Genomic DNA, 21,289 nt, shown 5'->3' with positions numbered 1-21,289 from the left:
AGGATAAGACCATGAAGTGGATGAATTTACTATTCTTTAGTGTGCTAACATTTAACCTTGTTGGCTGTGCTCAACCGAGTGTTTTTACTCATCAACACATTGAAGCCCATAAACCGTTTTCAGTGACCCAAACAGAAAAACGTATTAATACGATGGCATGCCAAGATCAAGACGATTGGTATTTGGAGGGGTATCGTGTAGGTAAGTCGTTCCGTCAGCATAAACAAAAAATGCTTGCTCAACGTCGTTCCTATTGTGAACAGCAAACGCAACAAGCGATAGCAAAAGCGTTTTTGACTGCTTGGGAAAGTGGCTATCAGCAAGGTATAAAACGATAGGGAAACCAAAATAAAGCGGTGAATATCACCGCTTTATTTTTGTTATAGGATGTCTAATAATTCGACTTCAAAGATTAATGTGCTAAATGGCGGAATTGATGCACCTGCACCACGCTCACCATAAGCAAGGTTATGAGGGATGGTTAAACGCCATTTTGAACCAACAGGCATCATTGATAAGGCTTCAATCCAACCAGCAATCACACCGCTTACTGGGAACTCGGCAGGCTGACCACGTTTAACTGAGCTATCAAATACAGTACCATCAATTAAAGTACCTGTGTAGTGTACACGCACTTGATCTTGGCGACTTGGTACTGTGCCAGTACCTTCTACTAAGATTTCGTATTGTAAACCAGACTCTGTTGTATTAACGCCATCTTTTTGAGCATTATCAGCTAAAAATTGTTTACCTGCTGCTTCAATTTCTTTAAATTGAGCTTTCTGTGCTTCAGCCGCCTGCTGTTGTAATGTTTGTAAGGCTTGGCTAACTACGTTTAAATCTAATGCTGGTGGATTTTGATTTAATACATCAAAGAGACCTTTTGCAACGGCTTCTGCGTTGACATCAAGTTGGCTCTCTAATAATTGTTGACCAATTTGTAACCCGATACCGTAACTGCCTTGAGCAGAAACACTGTCTAATGAAACTTGTTCAAAAAATTGTTTACTCATTCTATTTTCCTATTATGGTTAAAAATTATTTTTGGTGCGCTAAAATTTCGCCCATGCGCACAGGGCTATCGACTTGTAGATGATCGGCAAGTTGTACATGATCTTTTTCAAATAAATTGATCACTGTTGATCCTAATTGAAACGCGCCCATTTCTTGTCCTTTCATTAAGTTAATTGCATTTTCTCCTTCATAAGTCCAAGTTGTCACTTGATTTGGACGAGGTGGGTTAATCACACCTGCCCACACTGTACTCATGCTGGCTGTAATTGTTGCGCCAACGAGAATTTGTACCATTTTGCCAAACGCAGTATCAAAGACGCAAATGAGACGTTCATTACGTGCAAAGAGATTAGGTACATGTTCGGCCAAGAAAGGATTCACAGAAAATAAATTGCCTGGCACATAAATCATTTGACGCAGAGTCGCATCACAAGGCATATGAACACGATGATAATCACGCGGCGAAAGATAAATAGTAGCAAATTCGCCATCTTTAAAGATATCGGTTAAGGTTTGGTTGCCTGCAAGTAAATCAGATAAACTGAAATAATGACCTTTGGCTTGTAGTAAAAGATCATGTGCAATGTGTCCAATTTGACTAATACGACCATCAGCAGGCAGACAAAGTGCGGTCGGATTTTGATTAATTGGACGTGCATTTTCTGCTAGAGGACGGATAAAAAATTCATTAAAACTGGTATAGTCACTGAACGCAGGTTTAGCGGCTTCAGTCATATTGACATCATATTTTTTAGCAAATAATTTGATGACAAAGTGAGTGACTGCACCCCATTGTTGTTTGGCAAACCATCCTGCAAGTTGTGTCAAATAAAGTTGAGGCATAACATATTGGAACGCAATTTTAATTCGCTGCCAATAACTCAGTTGAGATTTTTTTTCTAATATATTCATAGTGATAAATCATCTTTTAACGTTAGAATAAAAGGCTTTCAAACCTTAGCGCTGGGCGATTATAGCAAGTTATTCCGTTTATGTAAGTATCTGTGTTAATTTACAGCAGTTTACAGGACTTATTCATCGTGAATGGCAATTCACTTTTACATTTTAATTATCTATTTTGCTAGTTTGAGCATACAACCAAATGTCGTTTTGTATTTATGATTATTTGAAAATGATGATTTAGTGATTTGTAGCAATTATCAACCAAAGAAACCCAACATTTTATTTAGCACGGTATCTCCCTAATAACTTATTTGAAGTAATGGATTTTATTACAGTTTAGACAGGTAGAATAAGTTATCTTTCACTTGAAATGGAGTGTTTTTTTATCTAGCATAACCTTGCCTTTATTAAGGTTTAATGTTGTTTACACTATGTTATCAATTTATTTATTTGGGTTAAGGAGTTATGCAATGAAAATGTCAAAAATTTTTATGCTTACTTTTGGAGTATTCGCACTGACGGCTTGTAGTCAAACAATGCAATCCGCTGACAAGCATACTCATTGGGGTTATACGGGACATGAGTCGCCAGAACATTGGGCAACACTGTCACCAAAATTTGCAATTTGTACTGAAGGCAAAAGCCAATCGCCAGTGAATATTGTCAATGCGATTGATAGCAAGTTAGCCCCAATTAAAATTGACTATCATCCTTCTTCTGTGGAGATTGTCAATAATGGGCACACTATCCAAGTGGACTTCAAAGACGCTAATAATCTAATGCAATTAAATGGTCATACTTATACTTTAAAACAATTCCATTTCCATGTACCAAGTGAAAACCAAATTCGAGGCAAATCTTTCCCACTCGAAGCCCATTTTGTCCATGCAGATAAAGACGGTAATCTTGCGGTATTAGGTGTGCTTTATGTTTTATCGAGTGAAAATCAACGTTTAGCACCAATTTGGCATAATTTCCCACAAAAAGCAGGTGAGAAGCATACACTTGATATAGCATTTGACCCAACAAAATTGATTCCTAAAAAACGTGATTACTATCGTTTTAGTGGTTCGTTAACCACACCACCTTGCTCAGAAGGTGTCAACTGGTTAGTGTTAAAACAATATGATAACGTCAGCCAAGCGCAAGTAGATGCCTTCTCTACATTGATGAAAGGGCATAATAACCGTCCTATACAGCCAATTAATGCGCGTGTGATAGTTGAATAAATACCATAACTTTTTAGATTTAAAGCAAAAGTGAGGTCAGTTTTATTGCGAGTTTTAGTTTAAAGCTGCACAAAAAAACAAACCGCACTTGTTGTGCGGTTTGAACATCAGCGTTTTATAGCTTGTTATTTCTTAATTAATTTTGGAAGTTATTCTGCTTTTGTCGTTGATGTTGTAGTTTTTTGTTTCTCGGCAGCAAATACACCAGCCCATTTTTTGCCTGAGCCTGCCCCTGTAATATATTTATGCTCTTCTTTATTGTTTTCGGCATCTAGAAAATAAACGTTAAATTTAGCTTTATCATCTGATTCTATATTAGAATCTTTTCCTGTTGGTGTTACTGTTAAAGTATAATTGTCCGTATTCCTACTTCCATCGTCTGTAATATTAAATATAACAGTTCCATCTTTATCGGATTTGGTCACTGTACCTGTTGCGTTACCATTTTTATACGTTATGTTGATATCAGCATATTGAGGGGCGTGTTTATCTTTTGAAATAGTAGAGAGGCTAGAAAAAGGAATGTAAAGGAATCCTTGTTTTTTATAATATTTTGCATTGAAATCATCTGAGATGTTTTCTCTATTAATACGCTTTTTATTTATTCCCTGGATGATATCATAAACTTTTTTTGTTTCGTCATTTTGATATGAAACATTATATGAACGATAACCGTAATAAATGCTCCCATCTTCACTTTCGCCTAATAAAATAAACTCATAATTATTTTTTCCCTCTTTGTTTTTGCCCAATTTAAGAGAAATTTTACTAGTAGGAGGTATTGGGGATTCATAGATATTTTTAGGATCTTGAGCAGAATTTCGACAGTTACCATGAGAATCACATGTTTTGCCTTCCCAATTTCCTAGTCCCAATAGGTGTGGTGGAAGTGATGGATTTGGCGTATCACTTTGTGGTTTTTCTTCGGGCTTAGGTGTCTTTATAGATTGATTTTCTTTCTCTTTTTCCTTTCTCATATCTTTATTACTCATGTTATTTGAGTTAGTTGGATTTTCTGTTTTAGGTGGAATTTGAGGAGGGTTTACTTGCGTATTAGGTTTGTGGTTGTCTTTCATTGAATCTGGTATATCTGATTGCGTATTTTTAGATGAATTATTTGTATCTGTGTTATTCATCTCATCTTTTTTATCAGTCGGGTTCTCAGTATTCATTGATTGCTCAGGCTTAGAAGGCTTTTGCTCTTTTCCTGCTTCAGTTGAGTGATTTTGTGTTGAATTTTCTGTTTGCATTGAGGAAGAAGAGCTTTGTTCAGTATTATTTGGCTTTTCTTGTGGTGCTTTATCTTGCGAATTTGCTTGCGGTTTTGTTTGCGGAGCAGGTTTTTGTGATTGTTGAGGCTGTTTTGGTGTCTCTTTATTTACCGAGGTGTGATTATGGCTTCCACATGCAACAAAAAGTGTTGAGAGTGTGACGAGTAAACTCGTTTTAAATATTGATTTTTTCATAGTAAATATCCTTTTATCATAAATAAAACTGCACATCATTGTTATCCTTAATGATGTGGGCGTATTGTACCTATTTTTCAGAATAGTTGTATAGGGATTTTATACGTAGAAATTGAGGTTTATTTAATAAAATAGGCTATTTAATCATGCTTTGTTAATGTTGCTATTTTAATTTTGAATAATATTTAGACTTATTTGGTGCTTTTACCAACGTTGCGTTAAAAATAAGTCGGCAGGACAACGAATAACACACTCTTTTACTTTATGCTTGGTATTGGCATGTACAAAAAACAAACCGCACTTTTTTGTGCGGTTTGTTCGGTTAGTTTGCTTTAAAACAAGCGACAAAATGGTTATTTTGCCCTTTCAGTATCGGTTTATCTGCAATACAGTGTTGATCTGCTAATGGACAACGCGTTCGGAAAACACAGCCTGATGGCGGATTAATCGGCGAAGGTAAATCACCTTCCAGTAATTGGATTTGTTTATTACGCTCCAATTTCGGATCAGGAATAGGGACAGCAGACATTAAGGCTTTGGTATAAGGATGTTTAGTGTCGTGGTAGACCTGCTCATAGTCGCCAAGCTCAACAGCATTCCCTAAATACATCACTAAAACACGATCAGAAATGTGCTTCACAACTGCTAAATCATGTGCAATAAAAATGAGAGATAAGCCCATTTCACGTTGTAATGATTTTAATAAATTCACCACTTGCGCTTGAATTGATACATCTAATGCTGACACAGGTTCATCACAAATAATCAATTTAGGCTCAACAATTAAAGCACGTGCAATTCCAATACGTTGGCATTGACCGCCTGAAAATTCATGTGGATAGCGGTTGATTAAATTTGGTAGTAATCCTACTTTCATCATCATCGCACGCACTTTTTCTTTCACTTCTTCTTTCGTCAAGTGAGGTTGATAAATTTTTAGTGGCTCAGCAATGATACTGCCGATAGTCATACGTGGATTGAGTGATGCTAATGGATCTTGGAAAATCATTTGGATATCACTGCGTACAGCTTTCCATTCTTTGGCATTTTGTTGGGTTAAATCTTTACCTAGCCAAAGAATATTACCGCCAGAACTCTCCACTAAGCCTGTAATGGCTCGTGCTAAAGTGGATTTACCACAACCTGATTCCCCCACAACCCCTAGTGTTTCTCCTTCATATAAATGAAAAGAAACATTATTGACGGCCTTTAACGTTTGATGTTTAGTGAAAATCAAAGATTTTGTGTCTTTAATTTTGAAATGAACGCTTAAATCTTTGACCTCTAGGATAACTTTTCTCTCTACTGTCATTGTGCGTTTCCTCTAATTAACTGTTCTGCTGGCACAAAACAAGCGCGTAGGCGTTGATCTGGTAATAAGTCTAATTTTGGTGTTTTTAAGCATTGTTCTGTCGCATGAATGCAACGAGGTTGGAATGGACAACCGCTTGGTAATTGGAGTAAATTGGGTGGATTACCTGGAATTGTGATCAATTCTTCTTCTTGACCATCAACGCGTGGAACGGCACCAATTAATCCTTTTGAATAAGGGTGGCTTGGACTGTAGAAAATTTGTTCTGCGGTGCCGTATTCCATAGTACGCCCTGCATACATTACCAGTACATTGTCACAGATACCAGCTACTACCCCTAAATCATGGGTAATCATGATAATAGCAGTATTAAATTCTCTTTTAAGTTCATTTAATAGTGTCATTATTTGCGCTTGAACGGTGACATCTAATGCTGTAGTCGGTTCATCAGCAATCAATAGTTTTGGGCGACATAATAATGCCATCGCAATCATGACACGTTGACGCATACCGCCAGAAAACTCATGGGGGTACATATTCATACGTTTACGTGATTCTGGCATTTTTACCGCATCTAACATGCGTACAGATTCTTCAAATGCTGTTTTGCGATCCATACCTTTATGTAAAATCAGCACTTCCATTAATTGTTCGCCAATTTTCATATAAGGGTTGAGTGAAGTCATTGGATCTTGGAAGATCATCGCGATTTGTTCTGCACGTAAGCGATTAAGCTGTGCTTCTGGTAGGTTTAGAATTTCTTCACCATTGAATTTAGCAGAACCTGCAATACGTCCATTATCAGCAAGTAGTCCCATTAGGGCAAAGGCGGTCTGCGATTTACCTGAACCAGACTCACCTACAATCCCTAATGTTTCACCTGCATTTAAAGAAAAAGTTAAATTATTGACCGCAGTTACATCACCATCTGGGGTTTTAAACGTGACACGCAAGTCTTGTACATCGAGTAGTAAATTGTTTGTTGTCATTGTGTTCTCCAAAGGCATGTATTAGCGATCTTTCGGGTCAAGTGCATCACGCAAACCATCACCAATAAAGTTAAAACAAAATAGAGTAATCACTAAGAATAAGGCTGGGAATACTAATAACCAAGGCGCAGCTTCCATTGATTTAGCACCATCGTTTAGTAATCCACCCCAGCTGCTAAGTGGCTCTTGTGTTCCTAAGCCTAAGAAGCTTAAAAATGATTCAAATAAAATCATACCTGGTACGAGTAACGATGCATAAACAACCACCACACCAAGTACATTCGGTACGATATGACGCCAAACAATTTGACGAGAAGAAACGCCACATACAATAGCGGCTTCAATAAATTCTTTCTGTTTTAAACTTAAAGTTTGACCACGAACAATCCTTGCCATATCAAGCCAAGAGACCATTCCAATTGCCACGAAAATTAAGAAAATATTGCGGCCAAAGAAAGTGACTAACAAGATAACAAAGAACATGAAGGGAAATGAGTTGAGAATTTCTAGAAAACGCATCATGAACGTGTCCACTTTGCCACCAATATAGCCAGAAGTAGCGCCATATAATGTGCCAACTAATACGGCGATTAACGCACCAGCAATGCCTACTAATAATGAAATTCGTCCACCAATTGCGACTCGTACAAGTAAATCTCGCCCAGATGCATCTGTACCAAAGTAGTGCATACTTTCCCATTCTGGCGGCATAGAAATTGCGCCGAAATCCAGCTCATCATAAGGATACGGCATTAGCATTGGGGCGAAAATAACAAAAAGGCTAATACAAAATAAAATAAATAAACTCGTTAGTGCTGCTTTGTTATGGAAGAAACGACGGCGAGCGTCTTGCCATAAACTACGTCCTTCAACTGTTTCTAATGTTTCGACAACAGTTTCTAGCAGCTCAGTATCTTTTTGATTTTTTAACATTTTAAATTCCTGTCATAACTGCAAAATTAATAACGGATTTTTGGATCGATAACAGCATATAAGATATCGACAATCGCATTAAAGGCGATTGTTAATGCGCCTACTAAAATAGTGAGGCTTAAGACTAAAGAGTAATCACGGTTTAATGCGCCGTTAACGAAAAGTTGTCCAATTCCTGGGATACCAAAAATACTTTCAATGACCATTGAACCCGTGATGATACCGACAAATGCAGGTCCCATGTAAGAAATGACTGGCAGTAAAGCGGGACGTAATGCGTGTTTGGTTAAAATGCGACGCATTGGTAAGCCTTTGGCTTTAGCTGTGCGAATAAAGTTAGAATGGAGTACTTCAATCATTGAGCCACGAGTGATACGTGCAATGCTAGCAATATAGGATAAACATAACGCAATCATTGGCATGAGCATAAATTTAAATGCGCCACCTTCCCAACCACCAGATGGTAACCATTGTAATGAGATTGAAAAAATAAGGACAAGTAATGGCGCAACAACGAAACTAGGTATAACAACCCCCGTCATTGCAAATGTCATGATTAGATAGTCAACCCATTTGTTTTGTTTTAATGCGGCTATTGTACCTGCAGTGATACCTAATGTTAGCGCCACTAAAAAAGCAGAAAAACCTAGTTTAAAAGAAACGGGGAATGCCGCGGACACTAGTTGATTTACGGTATAATCTTTATATTTAAAAGAAGGGCCAAAATCACCATGAGCTAAATCTTTAAGGTAGATAATATATTGCTTATAGAGCGGTTCATTTAAGTGATACTTCGCTTCGATATTAGCGATGACTTCAGGTGGATAATTTTTTTCACTCGTAAATGGGCTACCTGGAGCCAATCGCATCATAAAAAATGAAATAGTAATCAAAATAAAAAGCGTTGGAATTGCCTGAAACAAACGACGAATAATCAATTTAAACATACAAGATAATCCAATTTAAAACACGCCAACGTGTAAAAAAACAAGAAAGTGCGGTCGATTTTACAAAAGTATTGACCGCACTATAAAGCAGTAGAGAAATTATTGCTTAATTAAATAAACATCTTTTAAGTAATAGTTTTTGCCAGGATGTTTAGTCGCAAAACCTTTCACATAAGGTTTTACCATACGAGGATCAACATAGTAATACATTGGTACTAATGCTGCATCTTTCTCTAGTTGTTGCTCAAGTTTAGCATAAACTTCAGCACGACCTTCGTCGCTTTCTACTTGGTAGGACGATGCTAACAATGCATCATATTCTGCGCTCTTATAGAAAGCAGTATTGTTGCTACTGGTTGATAAGAAATAATTTAAGAATGTTGTTGCTTCGTTATAGTCAGCGCACCAGCCAGCACGAGTAACATCATAGTTACCTTGGTGGCGTGAGTCTAAGTAGGTTTTCCATTCTTGGTTTTCTAACTTAATATTGACCGCACCATCAAGATTTTTCTTCCAGATAGATGTTGCAGCGATCGCAATTTTCTTATGGTTATCAGAGGTGTTATACAGTAAGTTGAAAGTTAATGGGTTCTTTTTATCGAAGCCAGCTTCTTTTAATAATTCAATTGCTTTTTTATTACGTTCTGCCTGTGGTAAGTTTACCCATTCTGGTGTTGCAATTTTTTCACCACCATTAATATAAGGTGGGGTAAAGCTATATGCAGGAACTTGACCTTGAGCAGTAACTTTTTCAGTAATAATGTTACGATCCATTGCCATGGATAATGCTTTTCTTACACGAACATCATTAAATGGCGCTTTTTTATGGTTGATTTCATATAAATAAGTACATAACACTGGTGGTGTATATACTTCATTTGGAAGTTCTGCTTTTAATTTAGCGAAAAGTTCTACTGGGAGTGCATGGTTTGTGATATCGAGATCCCCTGCACGGTAGCGCGAAACGTCAGTGTTTTCAGACGTAATTGGATATAATGTAACATGAGTTAATACAGTTTTTGCATTATCCCAATAATGATTATTTGGCACCATTTCTAATTTTTCATTAATGATCCAATTAGTAATTTTAAATGCACCATTACCAACGATATTTTTAAGATCGGTCCATTTATCTCCAAATTGTTCTACAACTTTTTTATTAACTGGTGCAAGCACATAGTGTTCTGTGAGCTTATCTGCATAAGGGACACTTTCAGAAAGCATAAGTTGTAGCGTATGTGAATCAAGCGCTTTTACACCTAAATCTGTTACTGGTTTTTTACCCGCAACAATATCTTCTGAATTTAAGAGTTTTAAATATTTTAAATAGCTAGAATAAGGTGATGCTGTTTTTGGATCAGCTAAGCGTTGGAAAGCAAACACAAAATCTTCTGCAGTAACTGGCTCACCATTTGACCATTTACCATCTTTACGAAGGTGGAATGTCCAAGTTTTGAAATCTGGACTATGTTCCCATTTTTCAGCAGCGCCTGGAATGATATGACCATCAGCATCAGAGATGACTAATGTCTCGAAAAGTTGACGTGCAACTAAGGCTTCTGGCGTGCCTTCTATTTTATGAGGATCAAGCGAGGCTGGATCTGAACCATTGTTCATTCTGAGTTCTTGCTTATCAGCAAGAGTTGTACCAGTAGGGACTTCAGCAGCGAAAGTACTTTGGCTCGCTAAAAGTGTTAATGCACTTGTTAATGCAATGTTAAGAAATGTTTTTTTCATTGTGTTTGTCATAATTTTACCTTTTTTGTGAGTAAAAGAAACTCTATTAATAAAGGAAAAATGTTGAGCTGTAAAGTCTTGAAAGTATTATTTTTGAACTATGATAGAATAATTTGATTTAGATTATTCGTTTTGGATTCTCTTTTGGAGTTTTTCTACAATATAGAGAATCACGCTTTATATAATTGTAAGTAAAGCATACTGAGAAATAAAAAAGCACTTTGTTAATGCTTATCGTGACATTCTGTTAAAAAATTATAATTTCCTTTGACTATTTTGTTCTCAAAAGGTAATATTCACGCCCTATGCAAAAGGTAAAATTACCCCTAACTGTTGACCCAGTTAAAGATGCTCAACGACGATTGGATTATGATGGTTATTATGCTATCAATCAATTGCAGCGACTTTCTGAGTCAGTAAGCAAAGTGCTCAGCGATGCACAGGTTAGATTATCGTTTTTTATTGATCCACAAAAATTAGTGGTTATGAAAGGTCAAGCAACTGTTGAAGTAGAACTTATTTGTCAGCGTTGTGAGAAACCTTTTATGCAAACTATTGACTGTACGTTTTGTTATAGTCCTGTGGCTAATTTGGATCAAGCCGATGTATTGCCCGAAATTTATGAGCCAATTGAATTTAATTCGTTTGGTGAAATAGATTTACTTGGTGTGATTGAAGATGAATTAATTTTAAGTCTGCCAATTGTGCCAATGCATTCATCTGAACACTGTGAAGTGTCCGTGGCTGAACAGGTTTTTGGCGAATTGCCCGAAGAGCTGGCAAAAAAACCGAACCCGTTCGCTGTATTAGCTAGTTTAAAGCAAAAGTAAATTTAGGAGTATAGCCAATGGCTGTTCAACAAAACAAAAAATCTCGTTCACGTCGTGATATGCGTCGTTCGCATGATGCCTTAACCACAGCAGCAGTATCAGTTGATAAAGCTAGTGGTGAAACTCATTTACGTCACCATGTAACTGCTGACGGTTACTATCGTGGTCGTAAAGTGATTAATAAGTAATTCTAGATTATTAGAAAAATAAGGTAATCACTTGAGTCGTCTAACCCTTGCGTTAGATGTGATGGGCGGGGACATAGGTCCCCGTATTACTATCCCCGCATCCATAATTGCGTTGGAAAAAGATCCAATGCTTTCTTTATTATTGTTTGGTGATAGCCAACAAATTCTGCCTTTACTTGAAAACCTACCTGTTTCGATTCAACAACGTTTAACAATTTGTCATTGCTCAAGAAAAATTGATAATGAGCACGGTATTTCTTATGCTTTAAGAAACAGTAAAGGTACATCTATGCGTTTAGCTATCGAAGCTGTACAAAAAGGTGAGGCGCAAGGATGTGTTAGTGCAGGTAATACTGCCGCACTAATGGGACTTTCAAAAATTTTATTGCAGCCCCTTAAAGGGATTCAGCGACCTGCATTAATTTCAGTGATACCGACAGTTGACGGTGAAAAAAGCGTGATGCTTGATCTTGGCGCCAATATTGACTGTGATGCAGAAAACTTATACCAATTTGCCTTGATGGGCAGCATTTTTGCTGAAAATAGTTTAAATTTAGTTTATCCAAGAATTGCTTTACTCAATATTGGTAGTGAAGATATTAAAGGGCATAAATCCATTCGAGATGCAGCAGTTTTGTTAGAAAATGATACTGCGCTTAATTATATTGGTTTTATTGAAGGTAACTTTTTGTTAAATGGAAAAGCAGATGTTATTGTAAGCGATGGATTTGCGGGTAATGTCGCCTTAAAAACACTTGAGGGCGCAGCTAAAAATGTAATTGCCTTATTGAAAGGTAAATCGAAGAATAGTTTACTGAAACCGATTTTTTCTTGGTTATTACGCCATTTATTTAAAGATAGCTATCAGCGTTTAAAACAAATTAACCCAGATGAATATAATGGCGCATCTCTAATTGGATTAACATCCGTTGTAGTGAAAAGTCATGGTGGGGCAAATGTTGATGCTTTTTCTTATGCCATTGCTGATGCTGCGCTTCAAGTACGTCAACAAATCCCCACAAAAATTTTAGCTGGTCTCGAAAAATACGAGTCATCTGAGCATATAAAAATAACAAGTGATTATTAATTTAATATAGCGACTTCGCTATTATTTTTTAACGAGATTTATTATGTACAGTAAAATCTTATCAACAGGTAGTTATTTACCCAAAAATATCCGTACTAATGCAGACCTAGAAAAAATGGTGGAAACCTCTGATGAATGGATTTCCGAACGTACAGGTATTAAAGAGCGTCGTATTGCTGAGGAGCATGAAACTGTGGCTTCGATGGGCTTTGAAGCTGCAAAAAAATGTTTAGATATGTCGCCTATGGATGTGAATGAAATTGACTTGATTATTGTTGCGACTACAAGCTCGACTCATGCATTTCCAAGTGCTGCTTGTCAAATTCAAAAAATGCTTGAAATTAAAGATGCGATTGCCTTTGATGTTGCAGCAGCTTGTTCGGGGTTTGTCTATGCATTAACAGTTGCAGATCAGTTTATTCGTACTGGAAAAGTTAATAAAGCGCTTGTCATTGGAGCTGATCTTTTCTCTCGTACTTTAAATCCAGAAGATCGCGGTACGATTATTTTATTTGGTGACGGAGCGGGTGCTGTTATTTTAGAGCGTTCTACGGAAGCTGGTATTATCTCTACTCACTTGCATGCGACAGGAGAAAATGCGGATGTATTAACTTTGGCTAATCAAGCACGAGGTGTCGAAAGTGACCCAGCATATTTAGAAATGCAAGGTAATGCTACTTTTAAAATTGCTGTACGTGAATTAGCAAATGTAGTAGAAGAAACACTTGAAGCAAATAATTTAGATAAAAAAGACATTGATTGGTTAGTTCCACATCAAGCTAATTTACGTATTATTGCGGCAACAGCAAAAAAATTAGAAATGGATATGTCACAAGTGGTTGTAACATTAGATCGACATGGCAATACTTCTGCAGGCAGTATTCCAAGTGCATTGGATGAGGCGGTGCGTGATGGACGTATTCAACGGGGGCAAATGTTATTATTAGAGGCTTTTGGTGGTGGTCTGACTTGGGGATCGGCATTAGTTAGGTTTTAATAATATTGTTCATTTATAAAAGTGCGGTCGATTTTAAAAAAGTTTTAAGCGTTTTAAAAACTAAGGAAAAAACATGAAAAAATTTGCAATGGTGTTTCCAGGACAAGGCTCACAAGCAGTTGGTATGTTATCTGAGCTTGCAGAACAATATCCTGTTGTGCAACAAACTTTTAAGCAGGCTTCTGATGTATTAGGTTATGATTTATGGCAGTTAGTGCAAAACGGACCAGTAGAAGAATTAAATAAAACTTGGCAAACTCAACCTGCATTATTAGCAGCTTCTGTCGCGATTTACCGTGTTTGGCAACAACAATATCCAAACTTAAAGCCTACATTAATGGCAGGACATAGCCTGGGAGAATATTCTGCGTTAGTTTGTGCGGATGTGATTGATTTTGAAGATGCCATTAAATTAGTAGAATTACGTGGTAAATTAATGCAGCAAGCCGTACCAGAGGGCACAGGGGCAATGTATGCTATTATTGGACTAGATAATGAAGCAATTATTAAAGCATGCGCGGACTCAGAGCAAGGTGAAGTTGTTTCAGCTGTAAACTTTAATTCTCCTGGTCAAGTAGTTATTGCAGGTGCAAAAGCAGCTGTTGAGCGTGCTGCTGTGGCTTGTAAAGAAGCGGGTGCAAAACGTGCTCTTCCTTTAGCTGTTAGTGTGCCTTCTCATTGTGCATTGATGAAACCAGCAGCCGATCAATTAGCGGTTTCTTTAGATAATATTGCAATTAAAACACCAACGACACATGTAATGAATAATGTAGATGTTGCAACAGAAACAGAAAGTTCACTCATTCGAAATGCACTTGTTCGTCAACTTTATAATCCCGTTCGTTGGACTGAAACTGTTGAGACAATGGCAAATGAAGGCGTAGAAGTGTTGGTGGAAATCGGGCCAAATAAAGTATTGACTGGTTTAACAAAACGTATTGTTGCAGATTTACAGGCAATTGCAGTGAATGATATTGCATCATTAAATGCAGTTGAAGAAGTGTTGGCTTAATTCATAAAAGGGGATATTTAATGCAAGGTAAAATCGCGTTAGTAACAGGGGCAACTCGAGGTATTGGACGAGCAATAGCGGAAGAATTAGCAGAGAAAGGCGCATTCGTGATTGGTACTGCGACATCAGAGAAAGGGGCAGAAAGTATTTCTGCTTATTTAGGTGAAAAAGGGAAAGGATTAGTTTTAAATGTCTCGGATCCCACTTCAATTGACGCCACATTAGAGAAAATTAAAGCAGATTTTGGTGATATTGAGATATTAGTCAATAATGCAGGCATCACTCGTGATAACTTATTGATGAGAATGAAAGATGAAGAATGGTTTGACATTATGCAAACTAATTTAACATCAGTGTACTATTTATCAAAAGCGATGTTACGCTCAATGATGAAAAAACGCTTTGGGCGTATTATTACTATTGGCTCTGTTGTGGGCTCAATGGGAAATCCTGGGCAAACTAACTATTGTGCAGCAAAAGCAGGTCTAATTGGCTTCAGTAAAGCACTTGCAAAAGAAGTAGCTTCTCGTGGTATTACCGTGAATGTGGTTTCACCTGGATTTATTGCAACAGATATGACAGAAGTCTTAACAGATGAGCAAAAAGTGGGTATTTTATCACAAGTGCCAGCAGGTCGTCTGGGCGAGCCAAAAGATATTGCTAAAGCAGTTTCGTTTTTAGCTTCAGAAGATGCTAGCTATATTACAGGTACAACTTTACATGTGAATGGCGGGATGTATACCAACTAATTGTACAAAATCAATTACTGATTTTAGGGGATAAAAGCGTAGCCAAAGGTTGAGGTTAATGTTAAAATCCTGATCGCAATGTAACTTGGTTACGCCACTTTAAGCGTAGATGAAGTAACGTAACTATATTTTTCACTGTATGTGTTTTTTTAAAATGGTTTTAAGGTTTGACCACCAACAAAAATTATTGTAACTTTGTAAAAAATATATACACTAACTAACTCGTCGCAGTGAGCGAAAAACTAAACTATAGGAAGAAACAAATGAGCATTGAAGAACGCGTAAAAAAAATCATCGTTGAGCAATTAGGCGTTAAAGAAGACGAAGTTAAATCTGAAGCCTCTTTCGTTGAAGATTTAGGTGCGGATTCTTTAGATACTGTTGAATTAGTGATGGCTTTAGAAGAAGAATTTGATATTGAAATTCCAGATGAAGAAGCAGAGAAAATTACAACAGTTCAATCTGCGATTGATTACGTTCAAAACAATCAATAATTCATATTTAGGCGGTTCTTATAACCGCCTAAATTTTTTCTTTTCTCGCCACTATTACCTCTTAATTTGATTTAAAGAATTTCCTATTTTTTTATCGTCACTTTGCTTTTTTGATTTAAACCAAATAATTGTTTTATTTTTTAAAAAAACACTTTAAAAGAAAGTGAAAAGGATTGTGTACAAATATAAATCAAGTATGATGATGCTAATATTTTTGTAACATTTTAGAGGTATATCTATGCTTTATTTTGAGTTTTTATTCCTATTACTCATGCTATATGTGGGTAGCCGTTTTGGTGGTATAGGATTGGGAGTAGTCTCTGGTATCGGATTAGTGATCGAGGTCTTTATTTTCCGTATGCCAGTTGGCAAGGCACCTGTTGATGTAATGTTAATTATTCTTTCTGTTGTTACTTGTGCTTCTATTTTAGAAGCTGCAGGCGGATTAAAATTCATGCTGCAAGTTGCAGAGCGAATTTTACGTAGCAACCCAAAACGCATTACATTACTTGGTCCTCTTGTCACTTATTTAATGACATTTATGCTTGGAACAGGTCACTCTGTGTATTCAATCATGCCAATTATTGGTGATGTTGCATTAAAAAATAAAATTCGACCAGAACGTCCAATGGCGGCAGCATCTGTTGCATCTCAGTTAGCGATTACGTCAAGTCCACTTTCTGCCGCAGTTGTCTTCTATTTGGGAAAAATTGTTGAACTGCCAGGCTTTGAACACGTTTCGTTATTAGATATTATTTCCGTCACGGTCCCAGCGACTTTAGTCGGTACTCTGGCTTTATCTTTATACAGTATGCGTCGTGGGAAGGAGTTAGAAAATGATCCAGAATATCAACGTCGCCTACAAGATCCAATCTGGCGTGATCGTATTCTAAACACGACAAGTACAACATTAAATGAAGAGCTGCCTCCAGCAGCAAAACAATCTGTTTATTTATTCTTGTTAGCGCTAGTCGTTATCGTCATTGTCGCAATGTTCCCTGACATTCGTACTATCGGTGAAGGCGATAAAGTCAAACCAATTTCAATGTCACTTATTATTCAAATGATGATGCTCTGTTTTGGTGGTATTATTTTATTAGTGACAAAAACAAATCCTCAGATTGTACCAAATGGTGTAGTGTTTAAATCAGGTATGGTAGCTGCTATTGCAATTTTTGGTATTGCATGGATGAGTGATACTTACTTTAAATTTGCAATGCCAGAGTTTAGAGAGGGGATTACTTCTATGGTAAGACATTACCCTTGGACTTTTGCACTTGCATTATTTGCGGTGTCCGTCGTGATTAATAGCCAAGCTGCAACAGCAGTGATGATGTTACCAGTTGGGCTTGAATTAGGTTTGCCTGTTGCATTATTAGTTGGTCTGATGCCTGCTACTTATGGTTATTTCTTTATTCCAAACTATCCATCAGATATTGCAACAGTGAACTTTGATGTGACAGGGACAACAAAAATAGGTAAATATTATTTCAACCATAGCTTTATGGTACCAGGGCTTATTGGTGTTGTAACGGCTTGCTGTGTTGGTTATGTGTTAGCTCAAATCATGATTTAATTAGTGTTTCTTATAAAAATGCGGTTAATTTAAAAAATTGACCGCATTTTTTCTATCATCTGATTATTTATTTCCCTTTATATATTTTTAAGGAATATGTATGTTTAGCTCATTAAGACAAATTTTCACAAAATTGATTGTACTTTTCTTTCTTATATTCAGTGTCAACACGATGGCTGTGGCAGGAACAGCAGATTCAGAGGAAAAATTAGACAAAATTGAAGAGCTTCTGCATTTTCGCGGGATAGAAGGACCATTAAAATTTCCTTTTCCTGGTGGTTTTTTTAATTTGACTAGTGATATGCTGTTTTTACCAGGGCTTTATGCTGATCAATTCATGGAACTTATTGGTAATCACTCGAATATAGGCCGTTTAGCTGTAGTGATAAAAAAAGATAATCCTTCTTGGGTTTTTGATATCGTCTATTCTGATATCGGTTATATCTCAGACAAAGAAGCAAAAACGTGGGATGTAGATGCGTTGTTTGAGAAACAGCTAAAAGGTGATAAAGAACGAAATGAAATTCGTCGCCAAAAAGGAATGCCTGAAATTGAGACTTTAGGTTGGGTTAAAAAACCAGTTTATGATGAGAAAAAACATCATCTAGGTTGGGCTATTAATTTGAAACCAATAGGGCCTAATGTAAGAGAAGAGACTGGCAATATTGTTAATTACAAGACCTATATACTTAGTCGTAGGGGGTATATTGAGGTATCATTCTTGAGCGGAGAATCAGAATTTGAGGCTGAAAAAGCAATCGCTGAGGAGTTGCTTGAAGGTATCCATTTTTATGAAGGAGAAGGGTATGAGGATTTTATACCAAAACAAGACAAAGTTGCTTGGTTTGGGATATCTACTTTAATTAGCGGTACATATGGTCGATTTGCGGAGAGAGAGGAGTTTCTCTTGATATTCGTGATCATTATTATTGGAGGCATATTGTTTGCGGTTGTTGCATTTAAACGATTTTTAGAGCGGAAAGCGTTAGTTCAACTAAATGGCAATGATATACTTGAGTAATAGAAAAGCCTCAAAATTAATTTTTGAGGCTTTAAAATTCAGGCGTTAAAACTATGAGCGTTTCATAATCTCAAAGAATTCATCATTTGTTTTTGCAACCATGAGTTTATCAATCAGAAATTCCATTGCTTCCACTTCACCCATCGGATTAAGAATTTTACGTAGAATCCACATTTTTTGTAGCTCGTCAGGCGTTGTGAGTAAATCCTCTTTACGTGTACCTGAACGGTTGAAGTCAATGGCTGGGAAAACTCGTTTTTCTGCGATTTTACGAGATAGATGTAATTCCATATTACCTGTACCTTTGAATTCTTCAAAGATAACCTCATCCATTTTAGACCCTGTATCTACTAGTGCTGTCGCAATAATCGTTAAGCTACCGCCTTCTTCTACATTACGTGCTGCACCGAAGAAACGTTTTGGACGATGTAATGCATTCGCATCCACACCACCAGAAAGAATCTTACCAGATGCGGGTGTGACAGTATTATATGCTCGTGCTAAACGTGTAATTGAGTCTAATAAAATAACCACATCTTTTTTATGCTCAACTGAGCGTTTAGCTTTCTCAATCACCATTTCAGCGACTTGCACATGACGAGTAGCTGGCTCATCAAAAGTTGAAGCGATTACTTCACCTTTTACTGAACGTTGCATTTCGGTTACTTCTTCAGGACGTTCGTCAATTAAAAGCACAATAAGCTCACATTCTGGGTAGTTGTGAGTAATGCTTTGTGCGATATTTTGCAGTAACATAGTTTTACCTGCTTTTGGTGGTGCAACGATAAGACCACGCTGACCTTTACCAATTGGGGAGGCTAAATCTAAGATACGTGCAGTTAAGTCTTCTGTTGAGCCATTTCCTCTCTCCATTTTTAGGCGAGAATTTGCATGTAATGGTGTTAAGTTTTCGAATAAAATTTTGCTACGTGAGACTTCAGGTCTATCGTCATTTACTTGATCGACTTTTAATAAAGCAAAATAACGCTCACCTTCTTTTGGCGGGCGAATTTTACCTTCAATTTTATCGCCTGTTTGTAAGTTAAAACGGCGGATTTGGCTTGGTGATACATAGATATCATCTGGTCCAGCAAGGTATGAACTGTCTGCTGAGCGTAAAAAGCCGAAACCATCTGGTAAAATTTCCAATACGCCACCACCAAAGATGTCTTCCCCACTTTTGGCATGTTGTTTTAAGATAGCAAAAACAATATCTTGTTTGCGTAAACGCGCTAAATTCTCTAAGCCCATTTGTCCTTCGCCGAGTTCGACGAGTTCAGAAACAGGTTTATTTTTAAGTTCTGTAAGATGCATAATATTTGAGGGTTGTTATTGATTTGATAAAAAGAATAAATGAATGAATATGTGATTTTTAGAATGTGCGTAAATTATCACTAAAACCCGTTACTGTCTAGTTTTAGGGCGAGGTTTTGTGAAAATAATTGAAAAAGTGCGGTCAATTTTTGGGGATTTTTCTAGTTCGTGCTATTCTTAGCACAATTTTTTTAAGAGATTTCTTATTTTTTATGCAAAATAATTATTTAACACAACTTCGTTTTGTTGATTTACCTTTAAATCATAAAGTTTTGAATGCATTACAGGAGAAAGGCTTTGATTATTGTACGCCAATTCAAGCACTTTCTTTGCCTATTAGTTTGTCTGGAAAAGATGTTGCGGGTCAGGCGCAAACAGGAACAGGGAAAACGATGGCATTTTTAACTGCCACTTTTCATCATTTATTAGAGCATGAAATATCTGACACGTCTTTCTCTCAGCCTCGAGCATTAATTTTAGCTCCCACGCGTGAATTAGCTGTTCAAATTAATAATGATGCTGAATTATTAGCTCAAGCAACAGGACTAAAAACAGCATTAGCTTATGGCGGTGATGGTTATGATAAGCAATTAAAAGCGATTGAAAAAGGTGTTGATATTTTAATAGGCACAACTGGGCGAGTGATTGATTATGTCAAGCAAGGCATTATTCGTTTAGACCAAATTCAAGTAGTAGTGTTAGATGAAGCAGATCGTATGTTTGATCTGGGGTTTATTAAAGATATTCGTTATTTGTTACGTAAATGTCCTCCGCCACAGCAGCGCTTAACCATGTTATTTTCAGCTACATTATCTTATAAAGTACGTGAGCTAGCGTTTGAGGACATGAATGATCCAGAATACATAGAAATAGAACCATTACAGAAAACGGGTCATCGCATTAAAGAAGAGCTATTTTATCCCTCTAATCAAGACAAAATGGCGTTGTTGTTGACACTATTAGAGGAAGAATGGCCTGAGCGTTGTATTATCTTTGCCAATACAAAATATCGTTGTGAAGACATCTGGCGTTATTTAGTTGCAGATGGTCATCGTGTCGGATTATTAACAGGTGATGTAGCACAGAAAAAACGTCTTTCATTATTAAAACAATTTACAGATGGGCAATTAGATATTTTGGTTGCTACAGATGTGGCTGCTCGAGGCTTGCATATTGCAGATGTCACACATGTCTTTAATTATGATTTACCTGATGATCGTGAAGACTATGTACATCGTATTGGACGCACGGGGCGTGCTGGTGAAAGTGGTGTCTCAATCAGTTTTGCTTGTGAAGAGTATGCAATGAATTTACCTGCAATTGAGGAATATATTGCACATAGTATTCCTGTCAGCCAATATGACGTGAATGCACTCTTAACATTGCCAAAGCCCTATAGAGCGAAGCGTAGTAGTTATTCAGCGAATAAAAATACGGTAAGTTCGTCAAATAAACGCCATCTAAAGCGGCATTTTAAATAAGTACATTAAA

At 37.0% G+C, this 21,289-nt stretch carries 21 protein-coding genes; 12 read left to right on the top strand and 9 right to left on the bottom strand.

What is annotated here, in order from left to right; all coding sequences use genetic code 11:
• Positions 1–11: 11 nt before the first annotated feature.
• Positions 12–338, top strand: coding sequence for a hypothetical protein (locus DYE19_RS07315; RefSeq protein WP_049215446.1), 327 nt, complete (start codon positions 12–14; stop codon positions 336–338).
• Between the two features lie 42 nt (positions 339–380).
• Here the strand turns inward: DYE19_RS07315 and bamJ are convergent, their stop codons facing one another.
• Together bamJ and asd are read right to left on the bottom strand one after the other, a co-directional pair.
• Positions 381–1,013 (bottom strand): BamJ family beta-barrel-assembly machinery protein, encoded by a 633-nt coding sequence (gene bamJ, locus DYE19_RS07310; protein ID WP_115323130.1) that lies wholly within the window; start codon positions 1,011–1,013, stop codon positions 381–383.
• A 25-nt stretch (positions 1,014–1,038) separates the two neighbouring features.
• A complete protein-coding gene (asd, locus tag DYE19_RS07305) occupies positions 1,039–1,926 on the bottom strand; it encodes an archaetidylserine decarboxylase (RefSeq protein ID WP_115323129.1) in 888 nt (295 codons plus the stop codon).
• A 461-nt stretch (positions 1,927–2,387) separates the two neighbouring features.
• Between asd and DYE19_RS07300 the strand changes: the two genes are divergently transcribed.
• Positions 2,388–3,146 carry a carbonic anhydrase gene (locus tag DYE19_RS07300; protein WP_115323128.1) on the top strand — a complete coding sequence of 253 codons (759 nt, stop codon included), beginning with the start codon at positions 2,388–2,390 and terminating at the stop codon, positions 3,144–3,146.
• A 149-nt stretch (positions 3,147–3,295) separates the two neighbouring features.
• On the opposite strand, the gene DYE19_RS07295 is transcribed toward DYE19_RS07300, so the two are convergent.
• From DYE19_RS07295 to DYE19_RS07270, 6 genes are all read right to left on the bottom strand, one after another.
• The gene (locus tag DYE19_RS07295) at positions 3,296–4,612 is read right to left on the bottom strand and encodes a hypothetical protein (protein WP_115323127.1); all 1,317 of its coding nucleotides are present in this window, start codon (positions 4,610–4,612) and stop codon (positions 3,296–3,298) included.
• 322 nt (positions 4,613–4,934) lie between these two features.
• On the bottom strand, positions 4,935–5,924 hold the full coding sequence (oppF, locus tag DYE19_RS07290) for a murein tripeptide/oligopeptide ABC transporter ATP binding protein OppF (RefSeq protein ID WP_049215436.1): 990 nt from the start codon (positions 5,922–5,924) through the stop codon (positions 4,935–4,937).
• Entirely contained in the window at positions 5,921–6,913 is a 993-nt protein-coding gene (locus DYE19_RS07285; RefSeq protein WP_115323126.1) for an ABC transporter ATP-binding protein, read from the bottom strand. Before DYE19_RS07285 ends, oppF begins: the two co-directional genes overlap by 4 nt.
• A gap of 21 nt (positions 6,914–6,934) precedes the next feature.
• Entirely contained in the window at positions 6,935–7,846 is a 912-nt protein-coding gene (gene oppC / locus DYE19_RS07280; RefSeq protein WP_049215433.1) for an oligopeptide ABC transporter permease OppC, read from the bottom strand.
• Between the two features lie 26 nt (positions 7,847–7,872).
• On the bottom strand, positions 7,873–8,793 hold the full coding sequence (gene oppB, locus DYE19_RS07275; protein ID WP_049215431.1) for an oligopeptide ABC transporter permease OppB: 921 nt from the start codon (positions 8,791–8,793) through the stop codon (positions 7,873–7,875).
• A gap of 99 nt (positions 8,794–8,892) precedes the next feature.
• Entirely contained in the window at positions 8,893–10,542 is a 1,650-nt protein-coding gene (locus tag DYE19_RS07270; protein WP_115323125.1) for an ABC transporter substrate-binding protein, read from the bottom strand.
• Positions 10,543–10,835: 293 nt separating this feature from the next.
• Here DYE19_RS07270 and yceD point away from each other — a divergent pair, with 293 nt between their 5' ends.
• The 9 genes from yceD to DYE19_RS07225 all read left to right on the top strand — a co-directional run bounded on the left by yceD (position 10,836) and on the right by DYE19_RS07225 (position 18,484).
• A complete protein-coding gene (gene yceD / locus DYE19_RS07265) occupies positions 10,836–11,360 on the top strand; it encodes a 23S rRNA accumulation protein YceD (RefSeq protein WP_049215428.1) in 525 nt (174 codons plus the stop codon).
• A 17-nt stretch (positions 11,361–11,377) separates the two neighbouring features.
• Positions 11,378–11,548, top strand: a complete 171-nt coding sequence (gene rpmF / locus DYE19_RS07260; RefSeq protein WP_005544470.1) for a 50S ribosomal protein L32 — start codon at positions 11,378–11,380, stop codon at positions 11,546–11,548.
• 31 nt (positions 11,549–11,579) lie between these two features.
• On the top strand, positions 11,580–12,635 hold the full coding sequence (gene plsX, locus DYE19_RS07255; protein WP_115323124.1) for a phosphate acyltransferase PlsX: 1,056 nt from the start codon (positions 11,580–11,582) through the stop codon (positions 12,633–12,635).
• Between the two features lie 43 nt (positions 12,636–12,678).
• Positions 12,679–13,632: a beta-ketoacyl-ACP synthase III gene (locus DYE19_RS07250; RefSeq protein ID WP_049215423.1), complete on the top strand. Its 954-nt coding sequence runs from the start codon at positions 12,679–12,681 to the stop codon at positions 13,630–13,632.
• Positions 13,633–13,705: 73 nt separating this feature from the next.
• Positions 13,706–14,644 carry an ACP S-malonyltransferase gene (gene fabD, locus DYE19_RS07245; protein WP_115322251.1) on the top strand — a complete coding sequence of 313 codons (939 nt, stop codon included), beginning with the start codon at positions 13,706–13,708 and terminating at the stop codon, positions 14,642–14,644.
• A 20-nt stretch (positions 14,645–14,664) separates the two neighbouring features.
• Positions 14,665–15,393: a 3-oxoacyl-ACP reductase FabG gene (gene fabG, locus DYE19_RS07240; RefSeq protein ID WP_115322252.1), complete on the top strand. Its 729-nt coding sequence runs from the start codon at positions 14,665–14,667 to the stop codon at positions 15,391–15,393.
• A 263-nt stretch (positions 15,394–15,656) separates the two neighbouring features.
• Positions 15,657–15,887: an acyl carrier protein gene (gene acpP / locus DYE19_RS07235; RefSeq protein ID WP_034617387.1), complete on the top strand. Its 231-nt coding sequence runs from the start codon at positions 15,657–15,659 to the stop codon at positions 15,885–15,887.
• A gap of 238 nt (positions 15,888–16,125) precedes the next feature.
• On the top strand, positions 16,126–17,463 hold the full coding sequence (locus DYE19_RS07230) for an anaerobic C4-dicarboxylate transporter (RefSeq protein ID WP_115323123.1): 1,338 nt from the start codon (positions 16,126–16,128) through the stop codon (positions 17,461–17,463).
• Positions 17,464–17,563: 100 nt separating this feature from the next.
• Positions 17,564–18,484: a DUF2167 domain-containing protein gene (locus DYE19_RS07225; RefSeq protein WP_115323122.1), complete on the top strand. Its 921-nt coding sequence runs from the start codon at positions 17,564–17,566 to the stop codon at positions 18,482–18,484.
• Between the two features lie 51 nt (positions 18,485–18,535).
• Here the strand turns inward: DYE19_RS07225 and rho are convergent, their stop codons facing one another.
• Positions 18,536–19,798 (bottom strand): transcription termination factor Rho, encoded by a 1,263-nt coding sequence (gene rho / locus DYE19_RS07220; RefSeq protein ID WP_049215412.1) that lies wholly within the window; start codon positions 19,796–19,798, stop codon positions 18,536–18,538.
• A 212-nt stretch (positions 19,799–20,010) separates the two neighbouring features.
• Here rho and rhlB point away from each other — a divergent pair, with 212 nt between their 5' ends.
• Positions 20,011–21,279 (top strand): ATP-dependent RNA helicase RhlB, encoded by a 1,269-nt coding sequence (rhlB, locus tag DYE19_RS07215; RefSeq protein ID WP_115323121.1) that lies wholly within the window; start codon positions 20,011–20,013, stop codon positions 21,277–21,279.
• The last annotated feature ends 10 nt before the right edge of the window (positions 21,280–21,289 follow it).

It is taken from the genome of Pasteurella canis (assembly GCF_900454865.1).
Lineage (GTDB): Bacteria > Pseudomonadota > Gammaproteobacteria > Enterobacterales > Pasteurellaceae > Pasteurella > Pasteurella canis.
This window is presented reverse-complemented; position numbering and strand designations above follow the sequence as displayed.